The organism is Bradyrhizobium sp. Leo170, from assembly GCF_004296405.1.
Taxonomy (GTDB): Bacteria; Pseudomonadota; Alphaproteobacteria; order Rhizobiales; family Xanthobacteraceae; genus Bradyrhizobium.
In genome coordinates, this window is sequence record NZ_PSRR01000012.1 from 37,639 (window position 1) to 61,276 (window position 23,638).

Consider the following 23,638-nt stretch of genomic DNA (forward strand, 5'->3'; position numbering starts at 1 on the left):
TTCTTCAACGCCCTACATGTCGAACACCGCGACCGCGCGGATCGGCGAGGCCGTGCCTTCGCGCCACTTCATCGGCAGGCCGATGAAGGTGAATTGTCCCTTGCCCAGCAGCGCTTCGAGATTGCAGAGGCTTTCGATGTGGGTGATGTCCAGATCGAGACACGCCTTGTGCACCAGCAGATTGACGTCGCTGTCAGGTCCTGGCCGCATCGAATCGATGCCGAAATGCACGATGCCTTGGCTGGCGAGCCACTCCGTGGCGGCGACGTTCACGCCGGGATTGTCGGTCGAATAGGCCTTGCGCGGAAAGGTACGTTCGTGATGACCCGTGCATAGCAGCACCGTGCCGCCTTTCGGCACGCCGACGGCGGACTGCTTTACGGCGGTTTGAAGATCAGCGGGCGAGATTTCGGCGCGCGGCGCGATGTGCCGCAGGTCGAGGCAGATGCCCGGCACGATGCATTTTTCCAGCGGGTACTGGTCGATCGATATGCCTCGTGGCCCGAAATGCCGCGGTGCATCAATATGGGTTCCGCCATGATCGGCCATCGAGATGAACATCGACGACAGTCCGTACACATTTCCGGACTCTGCCAAGGCTTCTTCATGGTTCTTCCACATGCCGTGTATGATCGGCGGATGGCCAGGATAGCTCGGCGTACGATGATAGAGCTCGCGGCTGAGGTCGACGATCTTCATGAGGTGCACCTTCCTGGGTGGGAACTGCGGACGAACGGCATGTGTGCATGGCCGGCTGAATGAGCTTGTCCTTTGGCGTCGGACGTCCTCGATGCGCATTCGGCGGCGTGCCTGGTCCCGCCATCCTACGTTTGGTGAAGGCTCCCCTCAATGCGTCATTACAATGCGAACGAATCGGCGAGCCCGCGAGGCGTTAACCTCATCCATTTACAATCCGTAAACACCTGCAAGCGCAGCCTCCGCACCGGAGGTGCAGCATGCTCATCTACCCCGTACCTGTCGAAGTGACGAAGGCGAGGGTTCAGCTTCTCGCCCATCAGATGGAAAAGGCCCCGCCTCGTATCATCAACGAAGCCGTCCTTGACGTTTTCGCGGCCAAGAACAAGGTCGAACGCGACGCTGTTGCCGTCGATATCAAGGCGTAGAGCGCACGGACGTCCCTCTCGTATTGTCAGCGCCAGCCCTTGCAGTGAGAAAAGCCATCCCTCACGTTGCGCCGAGTCGGCCTGCGCGATCAATGGCGGCGCGGACCTATCGAAGCGTTCGGGCGTTGACGGCAGACCATCCCGGTGATGGTGGCGCCATTGTCTCACCGCGAGGTCACACGAATGAAGCGGCAGTTCATCATCGCCCTCGGCGGGACGACGTTGCTACTCGCGTCATTTGCTTCCGGGCAACCGATGGCGCAGGGCACGGACGCATCGGGACAGCAATTGTTCAACAATTCCTGCCGGACCTGCCACACCACGAAAGAGGGTGACAATCGCGTCGGTCCGCATCTGCACAACATCGTCGGCCGGAAGGCTGGCTCATTGCCGAATTATCGCTACTCCGAGGCGATGCAATCTGCTGATTTCGTGTGGGACGAAGACAAGCTCGGACGCTTCATCGAAAATCCGGATGCCCTGGTGCCGGGCAACGGCATGACGCCCTATACTGGAGTCCGTTCTGCCGAGGACAAGGCGAAGATAATTGCCTTCCTGAAGTCATCGAGCCAATGAGCCGCGCCACTTTCCCGGCACGACAAGCATGCTCCGGAAAAGTGGAAACCGGTTTCGCCTAGAGGTGATGACTTTTCTTCGAAGCGTCATCCCGCTCTAGCTCTTTGTTTGAGCATGATCTCCGCGCAAACGCTTCGCGTTTGTCGCGAGGGAAAACCGGTCTCCACTGTTCCGGATCATGCTCTAGCGAGAAGTCCGAAGCGTTAGCGCGGAGATCATGCGCGGGCAAAGCGATGAAATCATGATCCGATTGATCGGATCATGATCCGGAACGCGCTACAGCGGTAACGCTTTTTCGCGCACAATCCTTTGAGCCTTGGATTATCGTCGCCTCACTGCGTGGCGTACCGCGCGGAGCATTCACCACCATATGAAGGAAGCGCGAGTGAACGGTAATACGCATGCCACTCTCGATCCACAAGTCGCGGAGCTTCTGGCGAAATTGCACGCCGCTGGGACGCTAACATTGGGGACGACCCTTTCCGCTGACGAAAAGATCGCCGCTGTGCGCACGAGAATGACCAGCATCGCTCAACTCGGGTTCCCGCCCGAGCCAATCGGGATGAGGGAAGCTTTCATTCCCGGTGCTCCCGGTAAGCTGATGACACGTGTCTATATACCCCAGCGAGAACTCGCGCTTCCTGCGCCAGCGCTGCTGTACTGTCACGGCGGCGGCTTTGTCGCTGGAAGTCTGGACAACTACGATACCGCTCTTGCTGCGCTGGCAAACCGCGCCGCTTGCCTGGTCGTGTCGGTGGCCTACCGGTTAGCTCCGGAGCATCCCTACCCGGCGGCGAATGAGGATGTCTGGGCTGCGCTACAGTGGTTGAGCCGTACAACTGAAATCAATGTCGATCCGCGACGCATCGCAGTGGGAGGCGACAGTGCGGGTGGATTGCTCGCGGCATGGGTCGCACAGAAGGCAAGAACCGAAGGGTTGCCCTTGAGCATGCAGGTTCTGCTCTATCCCAACCTGGATACGACGGTATCGAGCAAATCCTGGCAAGAACTTGGGACCGGCACGTACGGATTGCGGCGAGACGATATGCTCGATTGGTATGATGCTTATCTCCCGCCAGGCATCGATCGCACCGATCCACGGGTTTCACCTGCCTACGCGACTGATCTCGCGGGGTTGGCGCCGGCATTGATCATCACTGCCGAATTCGATCCGTTGCGTGACGAGGGAAACGCGTACGCCGCCAGGCTCCGCGACGCCGGGGTTCCGATCGACCACTATTGCTGGCCAGGGATGATTCACGGGCTGCTGTTGGTCGCAGGCGTGCTCGATGCGGGGACGGTGCTAGTTCAGCGCGTGTCCGACGGCCTTCGGTCCGCTTTTCATCGCTAGAGCATGATCCGATTCCGTCCAATCGGATCATGCTCGATCGGTTTCAGTGCGTCGGCACGACGAAGATCTGGCCGGGATAGATCCGGTTGGGATTGCGGATCTGCTCCTTGTTCGCCCGGTAGATGACAGCATAGCGCTGCCCTGCGCCGAATGCGCGCTGGCTGATGCGCCAGAGGCTGTCACCGCGGGAGACGGTGGCGGTCGTGATCTTCTGCACCACCACGGCGGAGGGTGAGCCCTTGTCGGACGGAGCGGTCGTCTGGGCAGCGGCCAGCTTGGTCGCGGCGGCTTCCGAGGGCTTGGCCTGCGCCGGCAAGGAGGCGGTCGTCAGCGTGCCCGGAACGTTGAACGGCACCTCGGCACGCGCGCGGACGGCGCCGGAAGCAGCCTCCACCTCGTCCAGCCTGATCCGGTAATTGCCCGCCGCTACGCCGGCATTGATCGCGACCGAGAGACGTCCGTTGTCGTCCGACGTCACGGCGGTGACAAAGCTGTCGTTGAGATAGAGCCTCACCGCGGCGCCGGGGTGTGTGCGACCGCTGACACGGAGCTTTCCGCCCGGCTCGGTCTCGACCGCTTCCACGACGATCGCGCGCTCCGCTCCCGGCGTCGGGGCGGGATCCTGCGAGAGGACCTTCACAGGTTTATCCGGCGCTATCAGCGCCACGATCGGCTGCTCCTTCCCGGCGGGCTCGAGCGCCACCGCGACGCTCTGCTTGGACGCGGTCTCCTTGCCGTCGGGCTGCTTGACGCGCAGGGTTAGATCGTAATTCCCCGGCGGCAGCGGGCGCGGGATCATTGCGAATTGTCCCGATTGATCGGCGACGATGCGATCGTGCAGTTCGCCGTTGCGGAGCAGCTCCACCGTCGCACCCGGCGTCGCGCGGCCCGCGATCACGGCTTCGCCTGTTGGTTCGATGCGGACGACGTCGAACTCGGGCGTGCCCTCGCTGCTACCCGGCGCGGGAGGCAGGCCGGTAAGCGCCGTTGCGAGGTTCGCAGCCTCCGATTGCAGGGCCGACAGAGCCGATGGTGCCTGATCGCGCTTGCCCGATGCCGAATCCTGCGCTGCAGGCGCAGAAGTCGTGGCAGAGCTGGTGTCGACCGGTGGCGTTTGCCGCGCGGGAGGAATGAGGAAGAACAGCGCGACGACGCCGGCAATGGCAAATGCCAGCATCGGCACGACCATTCGGCTTATCGACGTGGCGCTCATGATGTTCATCCGTTTGGCCGAATCGCTTGATGGCGCGAGGCGCAGCATGGCGGGAACAGTGCTCCCATCTGTTCGGTCCATCAAGTAGCCTTCAAGTAGCGTTAAGTAGCGTTGCGGATTGGTCAGCCGGGCTGACCTAATCGGCGCTTCCTCAGTGCCAATCCGCCAGATTGATCGCGAGTGCAATGGCCCCAACCAGGACTAGGCTCACCGCCCAGACCGTCTCCAGATTGAACCAGCTTCTCGCCACGTACCTCACGCCGAGATAACGATACACCAGCCACGCCAGGCATCCGCCGGCGCTGATCATGGCTGCGGTGTGGACCAGGGCGACCAGCAGCGCCATGGCGAGGTTCTGGTTGACGACGCCTGCCGCTGCCTCATGGCCATCATGGATGCCGGAGGGCAGGCAAAGCCCGAGATAGAGCGGCACGATCATCAGCCCGGCGCCATGGGCGATCGCGACCGCGAACGACCACAGGCCAAGTTGTGTCGGCGGTATCCGTGCTAGCGCGCGGGGATGGCGAGGCCTGAGCAGTCGCGCGACGCCGAAGGCGATGACGAGCAGGCTGGCGCCGGCCTGGATCGGGCGCTGCCACTCCACCAGCGCGATCAGGAGCGCGAACGGCAGCAGCACCAGCAGCATCGCCAAGAGGTGACCGACCGACAGCGGCAACAGCGCACTGACGAGCGCGCGCGGGGATTTCTCCATCAGGCCCGCGGCGACCGCGAGCGGCCAGCCCATGCCGGGATTGATCCCGTGATAGAGGCCGCTCGCGACGATGCCAAGCCAGAGCCAGAGGATGGGCGAACCTGCTTCGTTCAATTCCAGACCGACGGATAGCAGAAGGAGTCCGTCGAGCAGTCGCCGCCTTCAAGGCGGATCTGATGCGCCCGGTAGCCATCGGGGAAGCTCACGAAGTAATCGCGGGCGAGCTCCAGTCCGCCCTGCGGCCCGACATTGGCCATCACCTTCGCGCCCGGCACGCCGTCGGGATAGAACTGGTCATCCCAGCTCGAGTAGAGCGAGTTGGTCCAGTACACCCGCTTGCCGTCGCGGCTGATCTCGACCATCTGCGGACCGCCGGCGAAAGCCTTTCCGTTGGGATGAGGCGTGCGGCGCGCGATGCCGCCGACATGCACGGAGCCGGCAAGCTTCGGCTTCCTGGGATCGCGGACGTCGTATTGGCGCATCTCGCCGGTGCCCCAGCAGGCGACGTAGAGAAAGCGATCGTCCATCGACAGATCGATGTCGGTCACCAGCGGCGGCACCGCGCCAAAGCCCTGCAACAACGGCGGCAGTTTTTCCTTTGGCGCGGGTTCGGCGGGAATCGTCGCCGTCTTCTCGATGTGGAACTTGCCGCCCTCGCGCCACCAGGTCCAGATCGAGCCTTCGAGATTGGTGGTGTCGACGACGACGCCGGCGAAGCCATATTCCCTGACCGGATCATGCGCAGGACGTATCTCAAGCGCCATCTGGTGGTTGGCGCCGAGATCGATGGTCTGCACGTTGCGGCGGGCGCGAAGGTCCCAGAAATGCAGCCTGTGGCCGTATTTGTTCGACAGCAGATCTCCCGGGACGATGCCGTTCTCGAATTGTGGCGGCAGCCCCCACTCGCTGCTCACCATGTAGTCGCGCGGCAGATTCCACCAGAAGTCATAATGCAGCGTCTGCGGGCCGCGATCGATCTCCCAGCGCCCGAGCACGTCGAAGCTCTCGCAATCCATGATGAAGATGCCGGGAGGCCCCTTGGTGCCATCCTTGCCGCTGCCGCCGAGCGTCGAGACATAAATGCCGTCCGGCCCGCAATGGATCGTGTGCGGCCGCGAATAGCCGGTCTTGTCGAACACTTCCTCGGGCTCGATGATCTTGTGCAGCTTCGCCTTCGTCGGATCTGGCTTCGTATCGACGATATAGATCCGCGAGGACCGTAGTCCCGGGATGATGAGATAGCGGCGTTCGACAAAGGCGTGTCCCGCGAGCGGCGACAGCGCGGAGGAGCAGGCGTTCCAGCCGAAATGATGGAATTCATCGCCCTTGTTCGGCATCGTCACGGTATGGACGATCTGGCTGTAGGTCTTTGAGCCCGGCTTGACGTCGATCACCGCGAGCGCGTCGGGCTTCGAGAAATCGGGGCTGAGCAACAGCGTGTAGGCAAAATCCTCCGGCGGCGCTTCCATGGCAAGCTTCGGCGACGCATGGAACGTGGGGTCCGGTCTCATCGTCATGACTTCCTCCGGGTTATGTCGGCTTGCGCCAGCGGCTCGGACGCGCGGAGCGAGGGTGGCAGCTTGCGTTGGGACTTGCGATCAGGACTCCGCGGGCGAGGGTTGGCAAAGCCAGCTTACGGCATCGCGCGCCCGCTAGGAATATGCTTGCGGGCACACTCGCGACATTCTGCCGTGAATGGAGACGGGTAGTATCGTAATATCGTAGCCCGGGTGAAGCGCAGCGTAACCCGGGGCCACTTGCACACGCTGATGCAAACACCCGGGTTACGCTGGCGCTCCACCCGGGCTACGAGGCTCGAACTTGATAATCCCTAAGCCATTTCCGTCGTCAATTCGAAGGTTGGTTGCTAAGAGCCGAGCCTGCGTTCATTCGGGCTCGATCTCACCCGGATTTCAATCTATGATTGATAAAAGCAGAGTTCGGCGACAGGCGTGAACCGGGAGGGTCCAATGCGTTTCAAAATGCTGACGCTTGTCGCGTTAGTCGCGAGCTTGCAGTCCTTTGGCGCATTCAACCGGCCCGCTGCGGCAACTGACGATGAAGGTCCCCGGGAAGTCCTCTGGCCGACAAAATCCTGGCAGACGTCGAGCCCCGAAGAACAGGGGATGGACTCGGCGAGTCTTGTCCGGCTGATAGAGCACGTCGGCACTTATCAGCAGGACAGCCTGACGATCATTCGCCACGGAAAGATCGTAGCTGATGTCTACTACGCTCCGTACATCGCCGGGGTCAGCCACGATTTGAGATCAGTGACCAAGAGCGTCGTCGGCACGCTGACCGCTATTGAGCTGCAAAAGGGCGACCTTGATAGCGTTGATCACCCGGTCATCGATCTGTTTTCAGACAAGCAAATCCAGGACGTCGATGACCGGAAAAAGGCGATGACGGTGCAAAGCCTTCTCGACATGACATCGGGCATCGAATGGCTGGAGAAGGCCTATCGCCCCGGCGAGACAATCATGAAGATGTACGAAAGCCCCGATCGGACAGCCTTCGTGCTGAACCAGCCGATGGCTGGCGCGCCCGGCGCCAGTTTCAACTACAATGGTGGCAACCCGTATCTGCTGTCCGCGCTCATCAACAGGAAGTCCGGGCAGAGCGCCCTTGATTTTGCAAAGAAGGAACTGTTCGAACCGCTGGGCATCCACAGCGCCCGATGGGGAAATGTGGATGCGCAGGGTGTGTCGGACGGCGAAGCGGGCCTGTATCTCGCGCCTCACGATATGGCCAGGATCGGATACCTGTATCTTCACAACGGGCAGTGGGAAGGAAAACAGCTTATCCCGGCTTCATGGGTCGAGAGGGCGAAGTCCGGGCCCGTGGCCGCGACGTTTGGATTCCGCTACGGAAACCTGTGGTGGTCGTATCCCGAAAAGGGCGCCTACATGGCGCGCGGCCGGCATTCGCAATTGATCCTCATCATACCGAGGCTCGATGTTATCGTCGTTATGACCGGAGCCCTGCGGGACACCGAATTCTATTCGGCCTCCGGGCTGATCGACGACATTTCAAACGCGGTCAAATCCGATAAGCCGCTGCCCGAGGATCCCATCGCCAAGGCGTTGTTGACTGAAGCGATACGTCGAGCCGCGACGGAAAAACCATGCGCCATCGGCGGCACGCCAGAGCTGGCCAAGGCGGTTTCGGGAAAGGTCTATCATTTCTTCGACAACAGGCTGCGGTTGAAAAGCTTCACGCTGAATTTCTACGAGTCGGATTCCTCATGGGTCATCACGACCTATACCGACAAGGGAAACGGCCGGTTTACAGGATTGGTCGGCCTAGATGGATTCTATCGCAAGAGCCCTCCGGCGCAGTATGGGATCAATGCCGCAAGAGGACGCTGGACCAGCGAAGATACGTTTGTGATGGAGCGCCGGATCCTGGGCCATGGCGAAATCCAGACCTGGGCGCTGACCTTCGACGGCGACAAAGTGAAGGTGAATTTCGAAAACACCGACGGCTTCAAGGCGGAGCTGCAAGGCGAGAGCACCGAGTAAATGCAGCCCGCTGCGAGGGCGGGGCCCGATCCTGCAACAGATGGAGCGCCCCAAGCCGCGCGATGTGTCCGTCGAATATCGGAAGTGGGTATTCGCGTCGGTGTGGTCGACGAGACGGTCATGACTATCTCGCCGACCAAGGAGCCGATTCGGTCCGTTCAGCGTCACGACAGGGACTGCGCGACGCCGGTCCGGCGGCCAAGCCTGGATATTTCGACCGGAGTGATTTCTCCATCGAGCCAGTCTTGCTCGCGCGCCAGGGCCCTCCAGGAATCTTCCAAGCGCTTGAAGTAAGTTTTCGTCTGTTTGTCAGTTGTGCGCTTTGCAAGCTTTGAACAGATCACCGCGTTATCCAAAAGATGCTGCGACTGCTTCATGGAAAGTCCTCCCGTTTCGAAAGAAACGTAGGCGATCGGCAAGGCCATTCAACGAAACTTCCGTGACCATTTGGTCACGCTCATGAACACTTGTTCATCGTGAGCTTGCAGTCGCGGGCAAGCAAATGAAGTCAATCACGGCTCCGATGTCTCACGCAGCGATTTCCGAACGCGCTTACATCTCGACTTTGCGAGGAGCGGGAACATCGCGATATTGGCCGCGTTGAGGGGCCATCGGAATGCGTCAATGGAAGGCCGCCTATGAACAAAGCAACGCTGAACAGAACAACGCTGAATGATTTCGCAACCGCATGCGTCCTGGCGCTCGCGCTCGGCATCGTCCCGGGCACGGCACAGGAGGCCGGGCGAACGAAGGTCGGCACGCTCACCTGCAGCATATCACCCGGGGTTGGAATGATCGTCGGGGGACAGCGGCAACTGAGCTGCATCCTTACGTCGGCGAAGGGCAGGGCACGCGAGCCTTATGATGGCACCGTCAGCACGCTCGGAATCGACATTGGCGCCACGTCCGGCGGCCAACTGACATGGGCGGTTTTTGCGCCGACAACACTGCGCCGCGGCGCGTTGGCGGGAACCTATGTGGGTGCGACCGCCGGCGGCACAGTTGGCGCCGGCGTGGGCGCCAACGTCCTGGTCGGAGGCTCGGACCGCACGGTCACCTTGCAGCCGGTGTCCGTGCAGGCGCAGACCGGCCTGAACATTGCCGCGGGCGTCTCCAATATGGAGCTGCGGCCGGCCGCTGCGCCGCCCGCCCGGCGCAGGGCTCAGTGACTGGTATAGGCCCGGCTCATGGCTTAGTGCCGGCGTCCGTGTTCCGGAATGCCTTCTCTCCGGCATCGGACACTTCGACCCACTTCTTGTCGGGCGCGGCGTCGGCGACGTAGTTGTCGTGCCAGTTCCACCACTTGTAGGTGGGGGTCTGGGGATAGCCTTCGGGCGAGTCCTCCCAGACCTCCTGCCGGCCCAGCGGCGTGATGTCGAGGTAGTTCCAGGTGCCTCCCATCTGCTCGTCGCCGCGGTTGTTGATGAAGTAGGTGCGGAACACGCGGTCATCGTCGCGGTAGAACACGTTGGTGCCGTGCCACTCGTTCACGCCGAAGTCGGCGTCGAAGCTGTCCGTGATGGTGAACCATGGCATCTGCCATCCCATCCGCGCCTTCAGCCGCGTGATGTCCGCCTGCGGCGCGCGTGAGACAAAGACGAGGGTGGTGTCACGGGCGTTCAGGTGGGCGAGGTGGGCGACCTGGTCGGCCACCATGGAGCAGCCCCGGCAGGCGTGGTCGGGCCAGCCGAACACGCCTGGCTCGAAGAAGGCGCGATAGACGATGAGCTGACGCCGGCCGTCGAACAGGTCGAGCAGGCTGGCCTTGCCCGCGGGCCCCTGGAACGCATACGCCTTTTCCACGGCCATCCACGGCATGCGCCGGCGCTCGGCGGCGAGCGCGTCACGGGCGCGGGTCTGTGCTTTCTCCTTCGCGAGCAACTGCTGGCGGGCCGCTTCCCACTCCTGCGGCGATACGACCGGTGGTGCGTGCATGGCGGGCTGGCCGCCTTTCCGTCCGTACTCTGTCGATGTGTTCATGGCTCTTGAAACCTCCTGGATTTGGCCGAATTCGCGCGCCTCGTGGCGCGAGGCGCGTTTCCATTCGCCGCTCATGGCTCGTCGTTGGTCATGAGCCAGCTTGGCACCGGAGATCGAACGGTGGGAGTAACAAGTGTGGCGCTATTTGGTTCGAGCTGACAGCGGACATAGCGATGGTTTGACCGATTTTCAGCTCGGACGCACGTGCGGGCGATGATATCGCAAACAGCATCTCAAGGGATCGCGCACGATCGGCGGCGTGCAAGCCGTGTGCGATTCAAAGGCCCAACCGGCGGCTTAAGCTCAGTTAATTGCGCTTCGGCCTGACGGTGTCCGCAGTACCCTGTATGAAGGCCTGGATTTTCACAACGTCCGCTTCCGTCAGCTTGCCGGTGAAATCAGGCATGCCTTTGTCGCGGAACGGGCCGTGGAAGACGTTGTCCTTCAGATTGGCGATCTCTTCGGCGCGAACGTAGCCGAGATTTCTTATGTTGCCGCCGCGGTCGACACCAGGCACACCATGGCAGCCTGCACAGGCCGCGACATAGATGTCACCGCCTTCCTTGACATCCTTCGGATCGTACTTCACTCCCTGCAGGAGACCCTCGGTCTGATACTTCACGAACTCCGGCAGCTTCGCCTTGCCGCCCAGCGCAAATGTATAGACCGTTCCCGGGTTCTGGTACTCGGTCACTCGGTGCGCAATGCCGAAAACGCCGCCCCAGCCGACCGCAATCGAAACATACTGTGTGTTATCGATCATGTAAGTTGCGGCAGCCGCGACCACGCCGGTGCCGGTCGGAGTTTCCCACAGCTTGGTTCCCGTTGCTGCGTCATAGGCGACGAAGCGGCCATCCGCTGTCCCCTGGAAAACCAGGTTGCCCGCGGTGGTCAGCGTACCGCCGTTCCACGGCGACACGTGCTCGACTCGCCAGACTTCCCTTTGATGCACCGGATCCCAAGCGAGCAGTCGTCCAAATGCAGACGACTTCGGAGGCGTGCTGTTGAAAACGACGCCGACATTCCCACCCAATATGGAGCCAAGCTTTCCCGGCGTAGCTGCATTCTGCGTAAACGACTTTTCCGGCGTCAGACTAAGCGGTAGGTGCTGCGCTGGAATGTAGACGAGGCCGGTCTGGGGATTGAACGACATTGGGTGCCAATTGTGAGCTCCGTCTGGCCCGGGAATGGAGTCGTATGGATCGTCACCGCGCGCAGCCGGTAGCTCGATGGGCCGCCCGTTGGCGTCGTATCCCGTCGCCCAATTCACATCGACGAAGTTCTTCGCCGAGATAAACTTGCCGTTGGTACGATCGACGACGAAGAAGAAACCATTCTTCGGCGCGTGCAAGATCACCTTACGCAGTACGCCGTCGATCACAATGTCAGCGAGGATCATCGGCTGGGTTGACGTGTAGTCCCAATTGTCGCCGGGCGTCTCCTGGTAATGCCAGATATATTGGCCTGTGTCGGCGTTGAGCGCGACAAGCGAGGCGAGGTAGAGATTGTCGCCGCCCGACGGACTACGGATTTTGCGATTCCAGGGACCGCCGTTTCCAGTGCCGACATAGACCATGTTCAGGTCGGGATCGAACGTGATCGTGTCCCACGGAGTGCCGCCGCCACCATTGAGCCAGTATTTGCCTGCCGGGTCCCACGTCTTGGCCGCGGCTTCCATCGAAGCGTCCTCAAACGGCTTCGATGGATCCCCGGGCACAGTGAACCAGCGCCAGAGTTGATTACCCGTCTCGGTGTCGTACGCCGTGACATAGCCGCGCGCACCGTACTCGGCGCCGCTTTGGCCGATCACGACTTTGCCGTTGAACGCGCGTGGAGCGCCCGTGATGGTGTAGGAGTGCTCGTGGTCGATCAGCGTGTCCTTTTCCCAGACCTTCGCGCCGGTCGCGGCATCGAGCGCGATCAGGCGCCCGTCATAGGCCCCCACGAATACCTTGCCCTTGTAAATGGCGACGCCACGGTTGACCACGTCGCAGCAGCCCCTATAGCCCTTTGACCGGTCGACACCTGGATCGAACGACCAGAGTTTTTTCCCGGTCCGCGCGTCAATGGCATGGACCACGCTCCAAGACGCTGACTGATACATGATGCCGTCGACGACGACGGGCGTTGCTTCGATGCCCCGCGACGATTCGAGATTGTAGCTCCAGACCAAGCCAAGGTTCTTCACGTTGTCGGTGTTGATCTGATCGAGCTTGCTGAACCGCGTTTCCGCGTAGTCCAGGCCGATGGTTGGCCAATCCTTGGATATTGTCGCGTTTGCCTTGATAAAGTTGCTGTCGACCGCCGAGGTACTCGCCTTGATGCGGTCGAGCGTCGCGTTGGTGACGCTCTGCGCCGACGCGTTGAAAGGGAGGGAAAGACCAAGGAGAGCTGCAAGAACAACTTTTATGTTACTGGAGGAGCTCTGGATCTTGAACCGATATCCCGGCGTCGTCTCCAGCGATTCACTCTCTACGTTTGATAGCGCCACGTGTGGTCCCTGGCTTACGAGTGCTTGCGCGCTCACCGAGAAGCGATGCCCGCGCCCACGGCTTGCGTTGGTCGATAGGGCGCATTCAAACTGTCTCCCGCTACTGCACGATTTCAGTCTCCCAAAAAAAGGTTGCAGTTGTAGGCGAGCGGCCAACACATGGCGGAAGGTGACTTGGACCGCGCGGTCCGAAGCGGGCCAGTGGCAACCTATTGCCGGGGTGTTGGCTCAATGCCAAAGTTGCCGAATGCAAATACGAGACGCCTTGCCAGAGGACGCGATTGCCGGCTGTATCGTGTTGAAGTGGTCGATCGCGGAGCTTTGCGAAGCTGACCATCGAAACGATCCCTCTATCCTGGCGCGATGGTTGGGCAACAAGACCCATGAGAACTTCCGCGCTTGGGTCAAGCAACCCGACAATTCAGTGCTGGTGGCCATCGAACATGGCGACATTCTCGCGGTCGGTTCAGTAACCGATGTGGGAAGGATCGGCCTTAACTATGTATCGCCTGATGCACGGTTTCGGGGAGTTAGCCGCGCCCTGTTGCGCGCACTGGAGGCGCGAGCCGCTGAACGAGGCAACGATCGGTGCAAGTTGTCAGCACCGAGACCGCCCGCCGATTTTATCTGTCGAACGGCTATGTTGAAGACGGGCCCGCGGTCGCGGTGTTTGCCTGCGGCGCGCGTGAGACAAAGACGAGAGTGGTATCACGGGCGTTCAGATGGGCGAGGTGGGCAACCTGGTCGGCCACCATGGAGCAGCCCCGGCAGGCGTGGTCGGGCCAGCCGAACACGCCCTGCTCGAAGAAGGCGCGATAGACGATGCGCTGACGCCGGCCGCCGAACAGGTCGAGCAGAGTGGCCTTGCCCGCGGGCCCCTCGAACGCATACGCCTTTTCCACGGCCATCCACGGCATGCGCCGGCGCTCGGCGGCGAGCGCGTCACGGGCGCGCGTCTGCGCCTTCTCCTTTACAAGCAACTGCTTGCGCGCCGCTTCCCACTCGTGCGGCAACACGACCGGTGGTATGTGCATGGCCGACTGGCCGCCTTTCCGTCCGCTTTCTGTCGATGTGTTCATGGCTCCTGAAACCTCCTGGATTTGGGCGAATTCGGGCGCCTCGTGGCGCGAGGCGCGTTTCCATTCGCCGCAGGCTTGGCAGCGGAAATCGAACGGTGAGAGTTACAAGTGTGGCGCTACTCGGTTCGAGTCGCTGATTGCAGCCGCCATGCGCGAGGCAGGCATTTCTGGCGTCAATTCGAATGTGGCTTAGGGCCCAGAAGCAGAAGTATCACTGACGCATTATTGGTGCGCTGCCATAAGGTGTTGGGTCGGCCTCACCAGCTCGCTTTGCTTGATGTGCCGCATGGCTTGATGCAGACTTTGCTGTCTCAAGACTTGCCTATATGAGGCAAATTCGCGACTGAAGGGCAGGCATTGCCTGCGAGGCTGACATATGAGCGCAGGGCTCGACATGTCCGCACCGCAAATGTTGCGTCATGGGCGCGACGTGTTGTTCGCGCTGTGCCTCATGGCAGGACTTGTCTTCGGTCGGGTCACGCCGGCCCTCGCGCTCGAACAGGTGTCGCTGCAACTGAAGTGGAAACATCAGTTCCAGTTCGCCGGGTATTACGCCGCGGTCGAGCAGGGATTCTATCGCGACAATGGCCTCGATGTCTCGGTTCGCGAGGGCGGTCCTGGCATCGATGCGGGCCTCGAAGTGGCCAAAGGCGCTGCCGACTTTGGCGTGTGCACGACCAGCGTGCTCGTCAATAGCGCCGAACGCGCCAACAATGTCGTCCTCGCCGTGATCTTTCAGCACTCCGCGGCGATCATCCTGGTGCTGCACCGCGCCGGCATCCATGCAGTGTCCGAGTTGAAGGGCCACGCTTTGATGGATGCCCCCGGCAGCGATGATATCGCGGCGATGCTGAAGCACGAGGGGGTCAGCTATGCGGACCTTCCCCGCATCACCCACTCCGGGAATCCGCGTGATCTGCTCAGCGGCAGGGCCGATGCGATGGTTGCCTACAGCACCAATGAGCCGTACCTGTTCGAAGAGTACGGCACGCCTTATATGGCCTTCTCGCCGCGCGCCTACGGGTTCGACTTTTACGGTGACAACCTCTGCACCTCAAGGCGCCAGATTGTAGAACATCCCGAGCGCGCAGCAGCGTTTCGCGCGGCAAGCTTGAAGGGGTGGGCCTATGCGCTCGCCCACAAGGAGGAGATCGCCGATCTGATACGACGCAAGTACTCCGCGCAAAAAAGTCAGAAGGCGCTCCTGTTCGAGGCAACACGGACCGAGCTGCTGATCGAGCCGCATCTCACGGCAATCGGTCATCAGAGTACCGCGCGCTGGAACGCCATCGCTCGCGCTTATGTCGACCTCGGCATGTTGCGTGAAGCGAAACTCGCGGAAGGGCTGATCTATGCGTCTGACGATGAAACATGGCGATCGCAGATGCGAGATCCGAGAGTGTGGGCGTTCCTTGCGGTCGTTGTCGCGATCCTGCTGGGCCGGATCCTTTATCGCCGGATTGCGCGCGCAGTCGGTGCGCTGCGACTGAGCGCGGCGATGTCGGGATTGTTCGTCCTCCTCAGCATTCCCGCGCTGATATTCATCCTCGCCTACAACTACTGGCAAAACTCGGCCACGATCAATGCGACGCTGAACGACGTCGTGGCCAAGACCAGGCGGGCTAGCATGGATGACGCGCGAAGCCTGATCAATCCGGTCGCGGCCACGCTCGAGTTGCTCGCCTCCTTCGCCGCGGAGGATCCCGAGGCCTTCAAGAAGGAGGAGAGCCGCGAGTTGCTCTTCAAAGCGCTCACGTCGGCGCCGCAGATCGACGCGGTCTATGTCAGTTTGGAGGATGGCTATCATCGCGTTGTGACCCGGATCGACGATGACCGCCGGCGCTCCGATCCCAAAATTCCAGCGACAGCGAACTGGCATTCCGCCTATATCGACAGCTTCTCCGGCTCACCGCGACGGGTCCGACACCGCACGTTCTACGATACGTGGCCTCACGTCGTAGGGAATTATGACCTTCCGACAATCGAGGACATCAGGACCCTCGCGGGCTACCAAGCGGCGAAGGATAGCCGCGCACTGATCATCGAGGGGCCTCGGCCGAATCCAGACACCGGCTTTCCGGTCATCATTCTGAGAGTGCCTGTTGTCAAGGACGATGCGTTCGTCGGCTGTGCTTCCGCAAATATCACGCTCAACGTGCTGTCGCAGTTTCTCACCAGCCACCGCGCCAGCCCCCACAGCACCACTGTGATCGCCAATCCGACCGAGGGCACGATCATCGCCTATCCCGACCCGAAGAAAGGCGTGAGACTGGAGAACGACCGCCTGGAAATGGCCAGGCTGGATACGATTGACGACGGCAACGTACGTGAAGCCCATCGGCTACAGAGCGATACCAATCGCGACGACTTCCTCTTCCGCTCGCCGCAGGGCGGCGAAGAAATCAGCGCCTCATTTGCCCGCGTTCCTGGAAGTTTCGGCAAACCATGGGAGGTCATCACCCTGACGCCGACCGATGATTTCATCGGAACCCTCAAGCGAACGAACAAGCAGATGGTCGCCCTGATCGTTGCTCTCACCGGCATCGAGTTGCTGCTGATCTATTTCTTCTCCCGCAGATTGTCACGGCCGATCGAATGCGTGTCGCGGGACTTGCGGTCAGTCGAGGACCTGACGTTCTCATACGGGGTCGCGACGCCATCAAAGATCAAGGAGATCAAGGAACTCCAAGCCGCCGTCAAGTTGTTCGAGACGTCGCTGCGCTCCTTCTCTTCGTTCGTGCCGATGGGCATAGTCAGGAATCTGATCAAGACGGGAACCCCGCTGACGCTCGGTGTCGAACAGCGTTTCATGACGATGCTTTTCACCGACTTGAAGGACTTTTCCACCCTGTCGGAGCAAATGGCGCCGAATGATCTACTCGCGCAACTTTCGCACTATTTTGAAGTCGTCTCGCAGGCGATAGCGGAGGAGTCCGGCACGGTCGATAAGTTCATCGGTGACGGCATCATGGCGTTCTGGGGCGCTCCGGTCCATCGCGACGACGATGTGTTGCGTGGCTGCTGCGGCGCGATGCGGGCGACGAGGCGAATGGAACAGCTCAATGCGGACTGGAGTAAGCAGGGGCGACCGTCGTTGCATCTTCGGGTCGGGCTGCATTGCGCTGAGGTGCTCGTCGGCAACGTCGGTTCAAGCGAGCGGCTCAGCTACACCGTCATGGGAGATGGGGTGAACGTTGCCGCACGACTGGAGGGCATCAACAAGAATTTCGGGACCACGATCTGCATCAGCGACAGCGTGGTCGAAGCCGTCGGGCCGGAAATCGTGGCAAGGCCGATCAGAAAGGTTCAGGTCAAGGGTCGCAAGCGGGAGTTCATGATCTATGAGCTTCTGGGCATCAGGGCCAGCGACGATCCGGAGCTCAAGGCGCGGGACAATGCAACCAGACTGTGCGATTTGACATGGGAAGCCTCGTTACATTTCGAGCGAAGTGAATTCGATCAAGCCGCCCGCCGCTACGAAGATATCTTGACTGCCTTCCCCGATGATCCAGTTGCAAAGTCGCTGCTTGCAATGTGCTCGGCAAAGGCATCGGCTTAGCCAGGCGCGCGTCCTAGTCCGGCACCGGCACGTCGAACGTGTTCAGCGTGACGGAGACCATGGCGTAGATGCCGACGAGATAGGACAGCTCGGCTGCACCGTGCTCGCCGAACTCCTGCAGGGCAGCGCGATAGGTCAATTCCGGCAGCACGCCACCGTTCACCAGCGCCGAGGCCATGTCATAGGCGACCGCCTCCTGCCGCGTCAGGTCGAGCGGGCGCTGGCCGGCGACGATGGTGGCGAGCTTCTCGTCGGAGAGGCCGCGCGCCTCGGCGACCAGCACGTGGGCATAGAGCTCATAGCCCGAGCGGAAATGCGATCCGGTGACGAGGATCGCGACCTCGCGCACCGGTGCCGGCAGCAGCGGGTTCGAGGCGACGGCCTTCACCAGATCCCACACCGGTTTGCCGAACCTCGGCTCGCGCAGCCAGGGATTCCAGGGGCCGAGCAGCGCGCCGTCGGCGCGCATGTTCACGAAGCCCTTGAAATGGCGTTCGATGCCCTTGCGCATGTCGTCATAGAGCGGCTTCTGCTCGTCGGTCAGCTCGGTCGGATCGAGGATGGGAAGGCGCACGGTAAAGCCCCTCTCTCTGATGAAAATCCAAAAGAAGATTTGAGCGTGGCCTGCGTGGCGGCACGAAGCAAGTGAAGTTGCCGTGACATGCGATCGGGCGAGATGCGGCCGATTCGGCTTCCAAATTTGTCGGCGATTTGCCTTAAGTCTGACCGCCGCGACGCGGCGTCAGTGTGAACCGCAAGCCGTCGCTGGCCAGGAAATAGAGCGGCCGCATGTCGTGCGGACCGAAAGCTGCAGCAGTGAGCGGACCGCCGAAGCAGGCCCCGGTGTCGAGATTGACGCGATTGCTGCGAAGATCCGGCCTGCTGGTGTCGGTCGGCGTGTGGCCATGGACCACGAACGCGCCGTGCCAATCCTCCGAGGACAGGAACGGTCCCCGGATCCAGAGCATGTCGCGCTCGGATTGCGCGTCGAGCGGGACGTCCGGGCGCACGCCGGCATGAACGAAGAACCGATCATGGTCGTGAAAAGAGAGGGGCAGCGCCTTGATCCAGGCGAGATGGTCCGGCGGGATATCGCAGGGATCGTCGACGCCGTAAGCCGCCAGCGTGGCCTCGCCGCCGTTCGACCACCATTGAATCAGCTCGGCGTCCGAGCGGTCGCGCTTGGCCGCCATCACAAGCATGTCGTCGTGATTTCCGCGCAGGCAGCGAAATCTGGACGGCGCGGCGGCCTGCTCGCGCATCAGATAGGCGATCACCTCCCGCGACGCCGGACCTCGGTCGACATAGTCGCCCAGCAGCACAAAGTCGTGGTCGGCATCTTCAGCGCATTTGCTGCAGAAGCGGATCAACGATCTCAGTTCGTCGAAACACCCGTGGACGTCTCCAATCGCGAAGGTGAGACGCTTAGGCATGCTGAATCTCCATCAAACGTCTAATACTTGGCACCACGGACCGGCACTCGCCATGCAAATATTTCTTGGGAATGTTCCATAACGTGTAAGTTTCTTAGGGCCTCGAGCGAATGGCTTAAGTTCTGCAGCCAAGCCCGACGTCGTAGACGGTCAAAACTCCAGCGGTGCATTGTCCACCACCTCCTTCATCACGAAGAATGTTCGCGTCTGCCGGACGCCCGGCAGCGCGATCAATTGTTCGCCGTGGATGCGGTTGAAGTCTTCCATGTCGCCGACGCGGATTTTCAGGAAGTAGTCGAAGTCGCCGGCGACGAGGTGACAGTCGAGAACGAATTTGAGTTTCGCGATCGCCTGCTCGAAGGAAGCAAAGCTTTCAGGCGTGGAGCGATCGAGCACGACGCCGACCATGACAAGCGCGCCCTTGTCGACCTTGCGCGGGGCGACGATCGCGCGGACTTCCCTCACGAAACCTTCCTCGAACAGGCGCTGGGTGCGGCGATGACAGGTGGCAGGGCTGACGCCGGCCTTGTCGGCCAGTTCGGCGTTGCTCAACCGGCCGTTCTTCTGCAGCAATCGCAGGATCTTGAGGTCGATGCGATCGAGCCCGGCAGTCATGGAAGATTCTTTCATTACTTCGCATATTCGTGAGAGAACTGGCGGTACTAGCGCAGGTTTGGCGTAATAGAGCATAAAGTGCCCAGTCGAAATAGAGAGCACCTTTCGGCCGGCCGGTGCTAGGAATCCGCATCGAGACCATGCCATCAACGGGGACCACGATGCTGGAAAAATTCGCGCGCTATCCGCTCACCTTCGGGCCGACGCATATCGAGAAGCTGGAGCGGCTTTCGAAACATCTCGGCGGCAAGGTCGAGATCTTTGCCAAGCGCGAGGACTGCAATTCGGGGCTCGCCTTCGGCGGCAACAAATTGCGCAAACTCGAATACATCATCCCCGATGCGATCGCGTCCAACGCCGACACGCTGGTGTCGATCGGCGGCGTGCAGTCGAACCACACCCGCATGGTTGCGGCCGTCGCCGCCAAGATCGGCATGAAGTGCCGCCTAGTGCAGGAAAGCTGGGTGCCGCACGAGGATGCGGTCTATGACCGCGTCGGCAACATCCTGCTCAGCCGCGTGATGGGCGCCGATGTGCGCCTGGTCGACGACGGCTTTGACATTGGCATCCGCAAGAGCTGGGAGCAGGCGATCGAGGAGGTGAAGGCCAAGGGCGGCAAGCCCTATGCGATCCCGGCCGGCGCCTCCGTGCACAAATATGGCGGGCTCGGCTATGTCGGCTTCGCCGAGGAGGTGCGGGCGCAGGAGAAGGAGCTCGGCTTCAGCTTCGACTATATCGTGGTCTGCACCGTGACCGGCTCGACCCATGCCGGCATGCTGGTCGGCTTCGCCGCCGACGGCCGCGCGCGAAACGTGATCGGCATCGATGCCTCCTTCACGCCGGCGCAGACGAAGGCGCAGGTGCTTTCGATTGCGCGGAACACTGCCGATCTCGTCGAGCTCGGCCGTGATATCGTCGAAGACGATGTGGTGCTGCTCGAAGATTACGCCTATCCGGCTTACGGCGTGCCGTCGGACGCGACCAAAGAGGCGATCCGGCTCTGCGCGCGGCTGGAAGGCATGATCACCGATCCCGTCTACGAGGGCAAATCCATGCAGGGCATGATCGACCTCGTGCAGAAGGGCTTCTTTCCGGCCGGCTCGAAAGTGCTCTACGCCCATCTCGGCGGCGCGCCGGCAATCAACGGTTATGCGTACACGTTCCGAAATGGGTGACGCGACGGAGAGCCGTAGGGTGGGCAAAGCGAAGCGTGCCCACCCTTTCGAGCGGAGTGTTGATGGTGGGCACGGCGCAAGTGCGCCTTTGCCCACCCTACGGCTCCTCACTTTGTGGTTGACGAGATTTTGCACTAAGAACAAAATGGGAACATTAAGCGTGGCTGCGCCGCCCGACAGTCGACGTTCGCGTGCAGCTTGCGGATGAGTTCCGAAGCTTCCTATGATGGGGCCCTGGCTGGGGAGTGAAGTATGAGATTTGCGATCAGCGCGGTCGTCGCGGCCGCGTGCGTTGTTTTGTCCGTGACGTCGTCGCATGCGCGCGGGCCGTATGGCTCGATCACGATAGGCAACTGGCAGGGCGGCGCCTATACCGACGACAACAGCGGCAACTTCACTCATTGCGCCGCCGGTGCCTCCTACCAGAGCGGTATCTATTTTCTGGTCCTGATCGACGCCCGCGGCAATTGGCGCCTGGGATTTTCCCATCAAGGCTGGCGGTTGACGGCCGGCGAATCCTTTCCGATGACGCTGACCTTTGACGGCGAGCAGCCCTTCAACGTGTATGGGCGGCCGCTTGGGGCACAGCTCGTGGCGGTCGACATGCCGCTCAATTCGTCGCTGATCAATCAATTTCGCAAGGCGCGGACGATGAGCGCGTTCGCCGAGGGCCAGCTCTTCCAGTTCAACCTGAACCAGACCGCGCAGCTATTGCCCGCGCTGGTCACTTGCGTCGAAAGCGTCAGGAAGAACGGGCTCGCCAATGCCGGTGAGTTCGCGGTCGCACCGCCGAAGCAGGCCGCCGCACCGTCGACGGCTGCGCCGGCGCAGCCCAGTGCCGCGCCGCCGAAGCAGGCCAAGCCCGTCAACAAGACCGGCACCGGCTTTGTGGTCAGCGGCAACGGACACATCGTCACCAACAACCACGTCATCAGTGGCTGCGACGAGATCAACGGCAATCTCGGCGGCGAAGCGCCGATCAAGCTACGGTTGGTCTCGAGCGACGAAACCAATGACCTGGCGCTGCTACAGGCACCGAGCCCGTTCAAGGAGGTCGCGACCATCCGGGAGTATTCGGTGCAAACCGGAGACGGCGTGATTGCGATCGGCTATCCCTATCACGGGCTGTTGACGTCGGATTTCACCGTCACCACCGGCATCGTCAGTTCGATGAGCGGCATGTTCAACGACACCCGCTTTCTGCAGATCAGCGCCGCGGTGCAGCCAGGAAACAGCGGCGGTCCGCTGCTCGACTTCACCGGCGCCCTGGTCGGCGTAGTCTCGGGCAAGCTCGATGCGATCAAGGTGGCGCAGGCGACCGGCAACATTCCCGAGAACATCAACTTCGCCATCAAGACCGGTGCCCTCAAGGATTTCCTCGACAACAGCGCGGTGGCGTATCGTGCCACCACACAACGTGACCCGAACAAGGAAACCGCCGAGATCGCGAAAGCCGCCCGCGGCTACACGCTCCTGATCTCCTGCACCGCGAGCGAGAGCGCGAGGGCGAAGAAGGCGGCTCGTTGACGCAGGCACGCCCGCCTATGGCGCGTCATGCCGCGCGTCGCAGCGTGTGCAGCGTAATCTCCGGCGGGCAGTTGAGGCGGACCGGCAGCAGGCTGGTGCCGGCGCCGACCGAGGTGTAGCCGGCCATCTTGCCGTAACTCCAGGCGCCGGCGCCGAAGGCACGCGGCAGCCTTGCTTCCAGCTTGATCGCGATGCCGCCGGGCAGGCAGAGCTGGCCGCCATGGGTATGCCCGCTCAGCATCAGGTCGAAGCTTGCGGCCGCCGCCGCCCGGTACACTTCCGGCGTATGCGAAAGCAGGATCGAGAAGGCGTCGCCGGGAATCGGCGCGGCGGCCTTGCCGATGTCGTCGGCGCGATAGAAATGCGCATCGTCGACGCCGGCGAGATAGATCGCTTGATCGCCGCGCCGGATCACCTCGCACTCGTTGAACAGCATCCGGATTCCCATCGCTTCCAACGCCGGCGTCATTCGGATCGTGTCGTGATTGCCAAGGATGCCGTACACCGGCGGCTTCAGCGCCGCGATCACCGGCGCAAGATAGTCGAGGCTCTTGTCGAAGGGACCAAAGGTCTGGCCGCGATAGTCGCCGGTCAGGACGCAAATGTCGTAGGCGAGGTTTGCGACCATGCCGGGCAGCCGCCGCATGGCGCCGGCACTCATGTCGGCGTGCAGGTCGCTGATATGCAGCATGGTGAAACCGTCAAAGCTCTTGGGCAACACGGTCGAGGCAAGCTCGTTCCGCCTGAGGCACACGCGGTCTGCGTTCTGCCGCGCACGGCCGTATAGCCCCGCAATTTTCAGCGCCGTTGCGATGACGCCCGGCGCAAGCAACGAGTTCTCCAGGTTGAAGAACAGCGTGCCCTGGCCGAACAGTTGCGCCTCATGCTCGGTCTCGTCGTTGAGCCGCCGCCTGACGTGCTCGGCGCCGATCCGCTTGATCAAGTCCTGAAGGCCCAATTCGTGCATGGCTGTCACCATAGCAAACGGGAATGTCGCCGCCTAACGCTGAGATCGGGCGTTCACCCTTCGGTCGCCCGTATCAGCGCGATCAGGTCGTCGCCGTAATGCTCGAGCTTCTTGTCGCCGATCCCGGCGATGCCGCGAAGCTGGTCGAGCGTCGTCGGGCGCATGGCGGCGATGCCGTCGATGGTGGAATCGTGCAGCACGACATAGGCGGGCACGCTGCGCTGCCGCGCCACCTCGGAACGCCAGGCGCGCAGCGCGGCATGAAGCGTGGGATTGGCGGCCTTGCCCTGGCCGGCCGCCACAGGCGCAAGCTCG

At 61.6% G+C, this 23,638-nt stretch carries 20 protein-coding genes and 2 pseudogenes; 9 read left to right on the forward strand and 13 right to left on the reverse strand.

Annotated features, from left to right (window positions below; all coding sequences use genetic code 11):
- Positions 1-12: 12 nt before the first annotated feature.
- Positions 13-699: a cyclase family protein gene (locus tag CWO89_RS04275; RefSeq protein ID WP_165420991.1), complete on the reverse strand. Its 687-nt coding sequence runs from the start codon at positions 697-699 to the stop codon at positions 13-15.
- Positions 700-956: 257 nt separating this feature from the next.
- Here CWO89_RS04275 and CWO89_RS45690 point away from each other — a divergent pair, with 257 nt between their 5' ends.
- The 3 genes from CWO89_RS45690 (at position 957) to CWO89_RS04285 (ending at position 3,051) form a co-directional block, all read left to right on the forward strand.
- On the forward strand, positions 957-1,124 hold the full coding sequence (locus tag CWO89_RS45690; protein ID WP_165420992.1) for a hypothetical protein: 168 nt from the start codon (positions 957-959) through the stop codon (positions 1,122-1,124).
- 183 nt (positions 1,125-1,307) lie between these two features.
- Positions 1,308-1,700, forward strand: coding sequence for a c-type cytochrome (locus tag CWO89_RS04280; RefSeq protein WP_130577419.1), 393 nt, complete (start codon positions 1,308-1,310; stop codon positions 1,698-1,700).
- 385 nt (positions 1,701-2,085) lie between these two features.
- The gene (locus CWO89_RS04285) at positions 2,086-3,051 is read left to right on the forward strand and encodes an alpha/beta hydrolase (protein ID WP_165420993.1); all 966 of its coding nucleotides are present in this window, start codon (positions 2,086-2,088) and stop codon (positions 3,049-3,051) included.
- 43 nt (positions 3,052-3,094) lie between these two features.
- On the opposite strand, the gene CWO89_RS04290 is transcribed toward CWO89_RS04285, so the two are convergent.
- From CWO89_RS04290 to CWO89_RS04300, 3 genes are all read right to left on the reverse strand, one after another.
- Complete coding sequence (locus CWO89_RS04290) at positions 3,095-4,264, reverse strand: LysM peptidoglycan-binding domain-containing protein (protein ID WP_245475710.1); 1,170 nt, start codon at positions 4,262-4,264, stop codon at positions 3,095-3,097.
- A gap of 151 nt (positions 4,265-4,415) precedes the next feature.
- Positions 4,416-5,009, reverse strand: coding sequence for a hypothetical protein (locus CWO89_RS04295; protein WP_245475712.1), 594 nt, complete (start codon positions 5,007-5,009; stop codon positions 4,416-4,418).
- A 77-nt stretch (positions 5,010-5,086) separates the two neighbouring features.
- Positions 5,087-6,493, reverse strand: coding sequence for a selenium-binding protein SBP56-related protein (locus tag CWO89_RS04300; RefSeq protein WP_130577422.1), 1,407 nt, complete (start codon positions 6,491-6,493; stop codon positions 5,087-5,089).
- Between the two features lie 453 nt (positions 6,494-6,946).
- Between CWO89_RS04300 and CWO89_RS04305 the strand changes: the two genes are divergently transcribed.
- The gene (locus CWO89_RS04305; protein ID WP_130577423.1) at positions 6,947-8,497 is read left to right on the forward strand and encodes a serine hydrolase domain-containing protein; all 1,551 of its coding nucleotides are present in this window, start codon (positions 6,947-6,949) and stop codon (positions 8,495-8,497) included.
- Positions 8,498-8,661: 164 nt separating this feature from the next.
- On the opposite strand, the gene CWO89_RS04310 is transcribed toward CWO89_RS04305, so the two are convergent.
- The gene (locus CWO89_RS04310; protein ID WP_349017004.1) at positions 8,662-8,922 is read right to left on the reverse strand and encodes a hypothetical protein; all 261 of its coding nucleotides are present in this window, start codon (positions 8,920-8,922) and stop codon (positions 8,662-8,664) included.
- Between the two features lie 213 nt (positions 8,923-9,135).
- Here CWO89_RS04310 and CWO89_RS04315 point away from each other — a divergent pair, with 213 nt between their 5' ends.
- Positions 9,136-9,666, forward strand: coding sequence for a DUF992 domain-containing protein (locus tag CWO89_RS04315; protein WP_130577424.1), 531 nt, complete (start codon positions 9,136-9,138; stop codon positions 9,664-9,666).
- A gap of 16 nt (positions 9,667-9,682) precedes the next feature.
- On the opposite strand, the gene CWO89_RS04320 is transcribed toward CWO89_RS04315, so the two are convergent.
- The gene (locus CWO89_RS04320; protein WP_165420995.1) at positions 9,683-10,477 is read right to left on the reverse strand and encodes a DUF899 domain-containing protein; all 795 of its coding nucleotides are present in this window, start codon (positions 10,475-10,477) and stop codon (positions 9,683-9,685) included.
- 307 nt (positions 10,478-10,784) lie between these two features.
- Positions 10,785-12,887, reverse strand: coding sequence for a PQQ-dependent dehydrogenase, methanol/ethanol family (locus tag CWO89_RS04325; RefSeq protein WP_245475714.1), 2,103 nt, complete (start codon positions 12,885-12,887; stop codon positions 10,785-10,787).
- Positions 12,888-13,215: 328 nt separating this feature from the next.
- On the opposite strand from CWO89_RS04325, the pseudogene CWO89_RS49400 reads away from it, so the two are divergent.
- A pseudogene (locus CWO89_RS49400) lies at positions 13,216-13,506 on the forward strand (GNAT family N-acetyltransferase); the annotation flags it as partial.
- A 124-nt stretch (positions 13,507-13,630) separates the two neighbouring features.
- Here CWO89_RS49400 and CWO89_RS04335 read toward each other — a convergent pair.
- Positions 13,631-14,047: pseudogene (locus CWO89_RS04335) on the reverse strand (DUF899 family protein); the annotation flags it as partial.
- A gap of 394 nt (positions 14,048-14,441) precedes the next feature.
- Between CWO89_RS04335 and CWO89_RS04340 the strand changes: the two are divergent.
- Complete coding sequence (locus tag CWO89_RS04340) at positions 14,442-17,606, forward strand: ABC transporter substrate-binding protein (RefSeq protein ID WP_165420994.1); 3,165 nt, start codon at positions 14,442-14,444, stop codon at positions 17,604-17,606.
- A 13-nt stretch (positions 17,607-17,619) separates the two neighbouring features.
- Here the strand turns inward: CWO89_RS04340 and CWO89_RS04345 are convergent, their stop codons facing one another.
- From CWO89_RS04345 to CWO89_RS04355, 3 genes are all read right to left on the reverse strand, one after another.
- Positions 17,620-18,180: a carboxymuconolactone decarboxylase family protein gene (locus CWO89_RS04345; RefSeq protein WP_130577426.1), complete on the reverse strand. Its 561-nt coding sequence runs from the start codon at positions 18,178-18,180 to the stop codon at positions 17,620-17,622.
- A 142-nt stretch (positions 18,181-18,322) separates the two neighbouring features.
- A complete protein-coding gene (locus CWO89_RS04350; protein ID WP_130577427.1) occupies positions 18,323-19,039 on the reverse strand; it encodes a metallophosphoesterase family protein in 717 nt (238 codons plus the stop codon).
- 150 nt (positions 19,040-19,189) lie between these two features.
- Positions 19,190-19,654, reverse strand: coding sequence for an Lrp/AsnC family transcriptional regulator (locus tag CWO89_RS04355; RefSeq protein ID WP_130577428.1), 465 nt, complete (start codon positions 19,652-19,654; stop codon positions 19,190-19,192).
- A 161-nt stretch (positions 19,655-19,815) separates the two neighbouring features.
- On the opposite strand from CWO89_RS04355, the gene CWO89_RS04360 reads away from it, so the two are divergent.
- Together CWO89_RS04360 and CWO89_RS04365 are read left to right on the forward strand one after the other, a co-directional pair.
- On the forward strand, positions 19,816-20,829 hold the full coding sequence (locus CWO89_RS04360) for a 1-aminocyclopropane-1-carboxylate deaminase (RefSeq protein WP_130577429.1): 1,014 nt from the start codon (positions 19,816-19,818) through the stop codon (positions 20,827-20,829).
- Positions 20,830-21,081: 252 nt separating this feature from the next.
- Positions 21,082-22,356 carry a S1C family serine protease gene (locus CWO89_RS04365; RefSeq protein ID WP_130577430.1) on the forward strand — a complete coding sequence of 425 codons (1,275 nt, stop codon included), beginning with the start codon at positions 21,082-21,084 and terminating at the stop codon, positions 22,354-22,356.
- A 25-nt stretch (positions 22,357-22,381) separates the two neighbouring features.
- On the opposite strand, the gene CWO89_RS04370 is transcribed toward CWO89_RS04365, so the two are convergent.
- The gene (locus tag CWO89_RS04370) at positions 22,382-23,323 is read right to left on the reverse strand and encodes a metallophosphoesterase (protein WP_130577431.1); all 942 of its coding nucleotides are present in this window, start codon (positions 23,321-23,323) and stop codon (positions 22,382-22,384) included.
- Positions 23,324-23,376: 53 nt separating this feature from the next.
- A partial coding sequence (locus tag CWO89_RS04375) for an HRDC domain-containing protein (RefSeq protein WP_207234392.1) occupies positions 23,377-23,638 on the reverse strand: 262 nt, incomplete at its 5' end.

Coding starts and splice junctions, on each gene's coding strand:
- CWO89_RS04275 (WP_165420991.1), bottom strand. CDS start 699: ATGAAGATCGTCGACCTCAGCCGCGAGCTCTATCATCGTACGCCGAGC.
- CWO89_RS45690 (WP_165420992.1), top strand. CDS start 957: ATGCTCATCTACCCCGTACCTGTCGAAGTGACGAAGGCGAGGGTTCAG.
- CWO89_RS04280 (WP_130577419.1), top strand. CDS start 1,308: ATGAAGCGGCAGTTCATCATCGCCCTCGGCGGGACGACGTTGCTACTC.
- CWO89_RS04290 (WP_245475710.1), bottom strand. CDS start 4,264: ATGAGCGCCACGTCGATAAGCCGAATGGTCGTGCCGATGCTGGCATTT.
- CWO89_RS04295 (WP_245475712.1), bottom strand. CDS start 5,009: ATGGGCTGGCCGCTCGCGGTCGCCGCGGGCCTGATGGAGAAATCCCCG.
- CWO89_RS04300 (WP_130577422.1), bottom strand. CDS start 6,493: ATGACGATGAGACCGGACCCCACGTTCCATGCGTCGCCGAAGCTTGCC.
- CWO89_RS04305 (WP_130577423.1), top strand. CDS start 6,947: ATGCGTTTCAAAATGCTGACGCTTGTCGCGTTAGTCGCGAGCTTGCAG.
- CWO89_RS04310 (WP_349017004.1), bottom strand. CDS start 8,922: ATGGCCTTGCCGATCGCCTACGTTTCTTTCGAAACGGGAGGACTTTCC.
- CWO89_RS04315 (WP_130577424.1), top strand. CDS start 9,136: ATGAACAAAGCAACGCTGAACAGAACAACGCTGAATGATTTCGCAACC.
- CWO89_RS04320 (WP_165420995.1), bottom strand. CDS start 10,477: ATGAACACATCGACAGAGTACGGACGGAAAGGCGGCCAGCCCGCCATG.
- CWO89_RS04340 (WP_165420994.1), top strand. CDS start 14,442: ATGTCCGCACCGCAAATGTTGCGTCATGGGCGCGACGTGTTGTTCGCG.
- CWO89_RS04350 (WP_130577427.1), bottom strand. CDS start 19,039: ATGCCTAAGCGTCTCACCTTCGCGATTGGAGACGTCCACGGGTGTTTC.
- CWO89_RS04355 (WP_130577428.1), bottom strand. CDS start 19,654: ATGACTGCCGGGCTCGATCGCATCGACCTCAAGATCCTGCGATTGCTG.
- CWO89_RS04360 (WP_130577429.1), top strand. CDS start 19,816: ATGCTGGAAAAATTCGCGCGCTATCCGCTCACCTTCGGGCCGACGCAT.
- CWO89_RS04365 (WP_130577430.1), top strand. CDS start 21,082: ATGAGATTTGCGATCAGCGCGGTCGTCGCGGCCGCGTGCGTTGTTTTG.
- CWO89_RS04370 (WP_130577431.1), bottom strand. CDS start 23,323: ATGCACGAATTGGGCCTTCAGGACTTGATCAAGCGGATCGGCGCCGAG.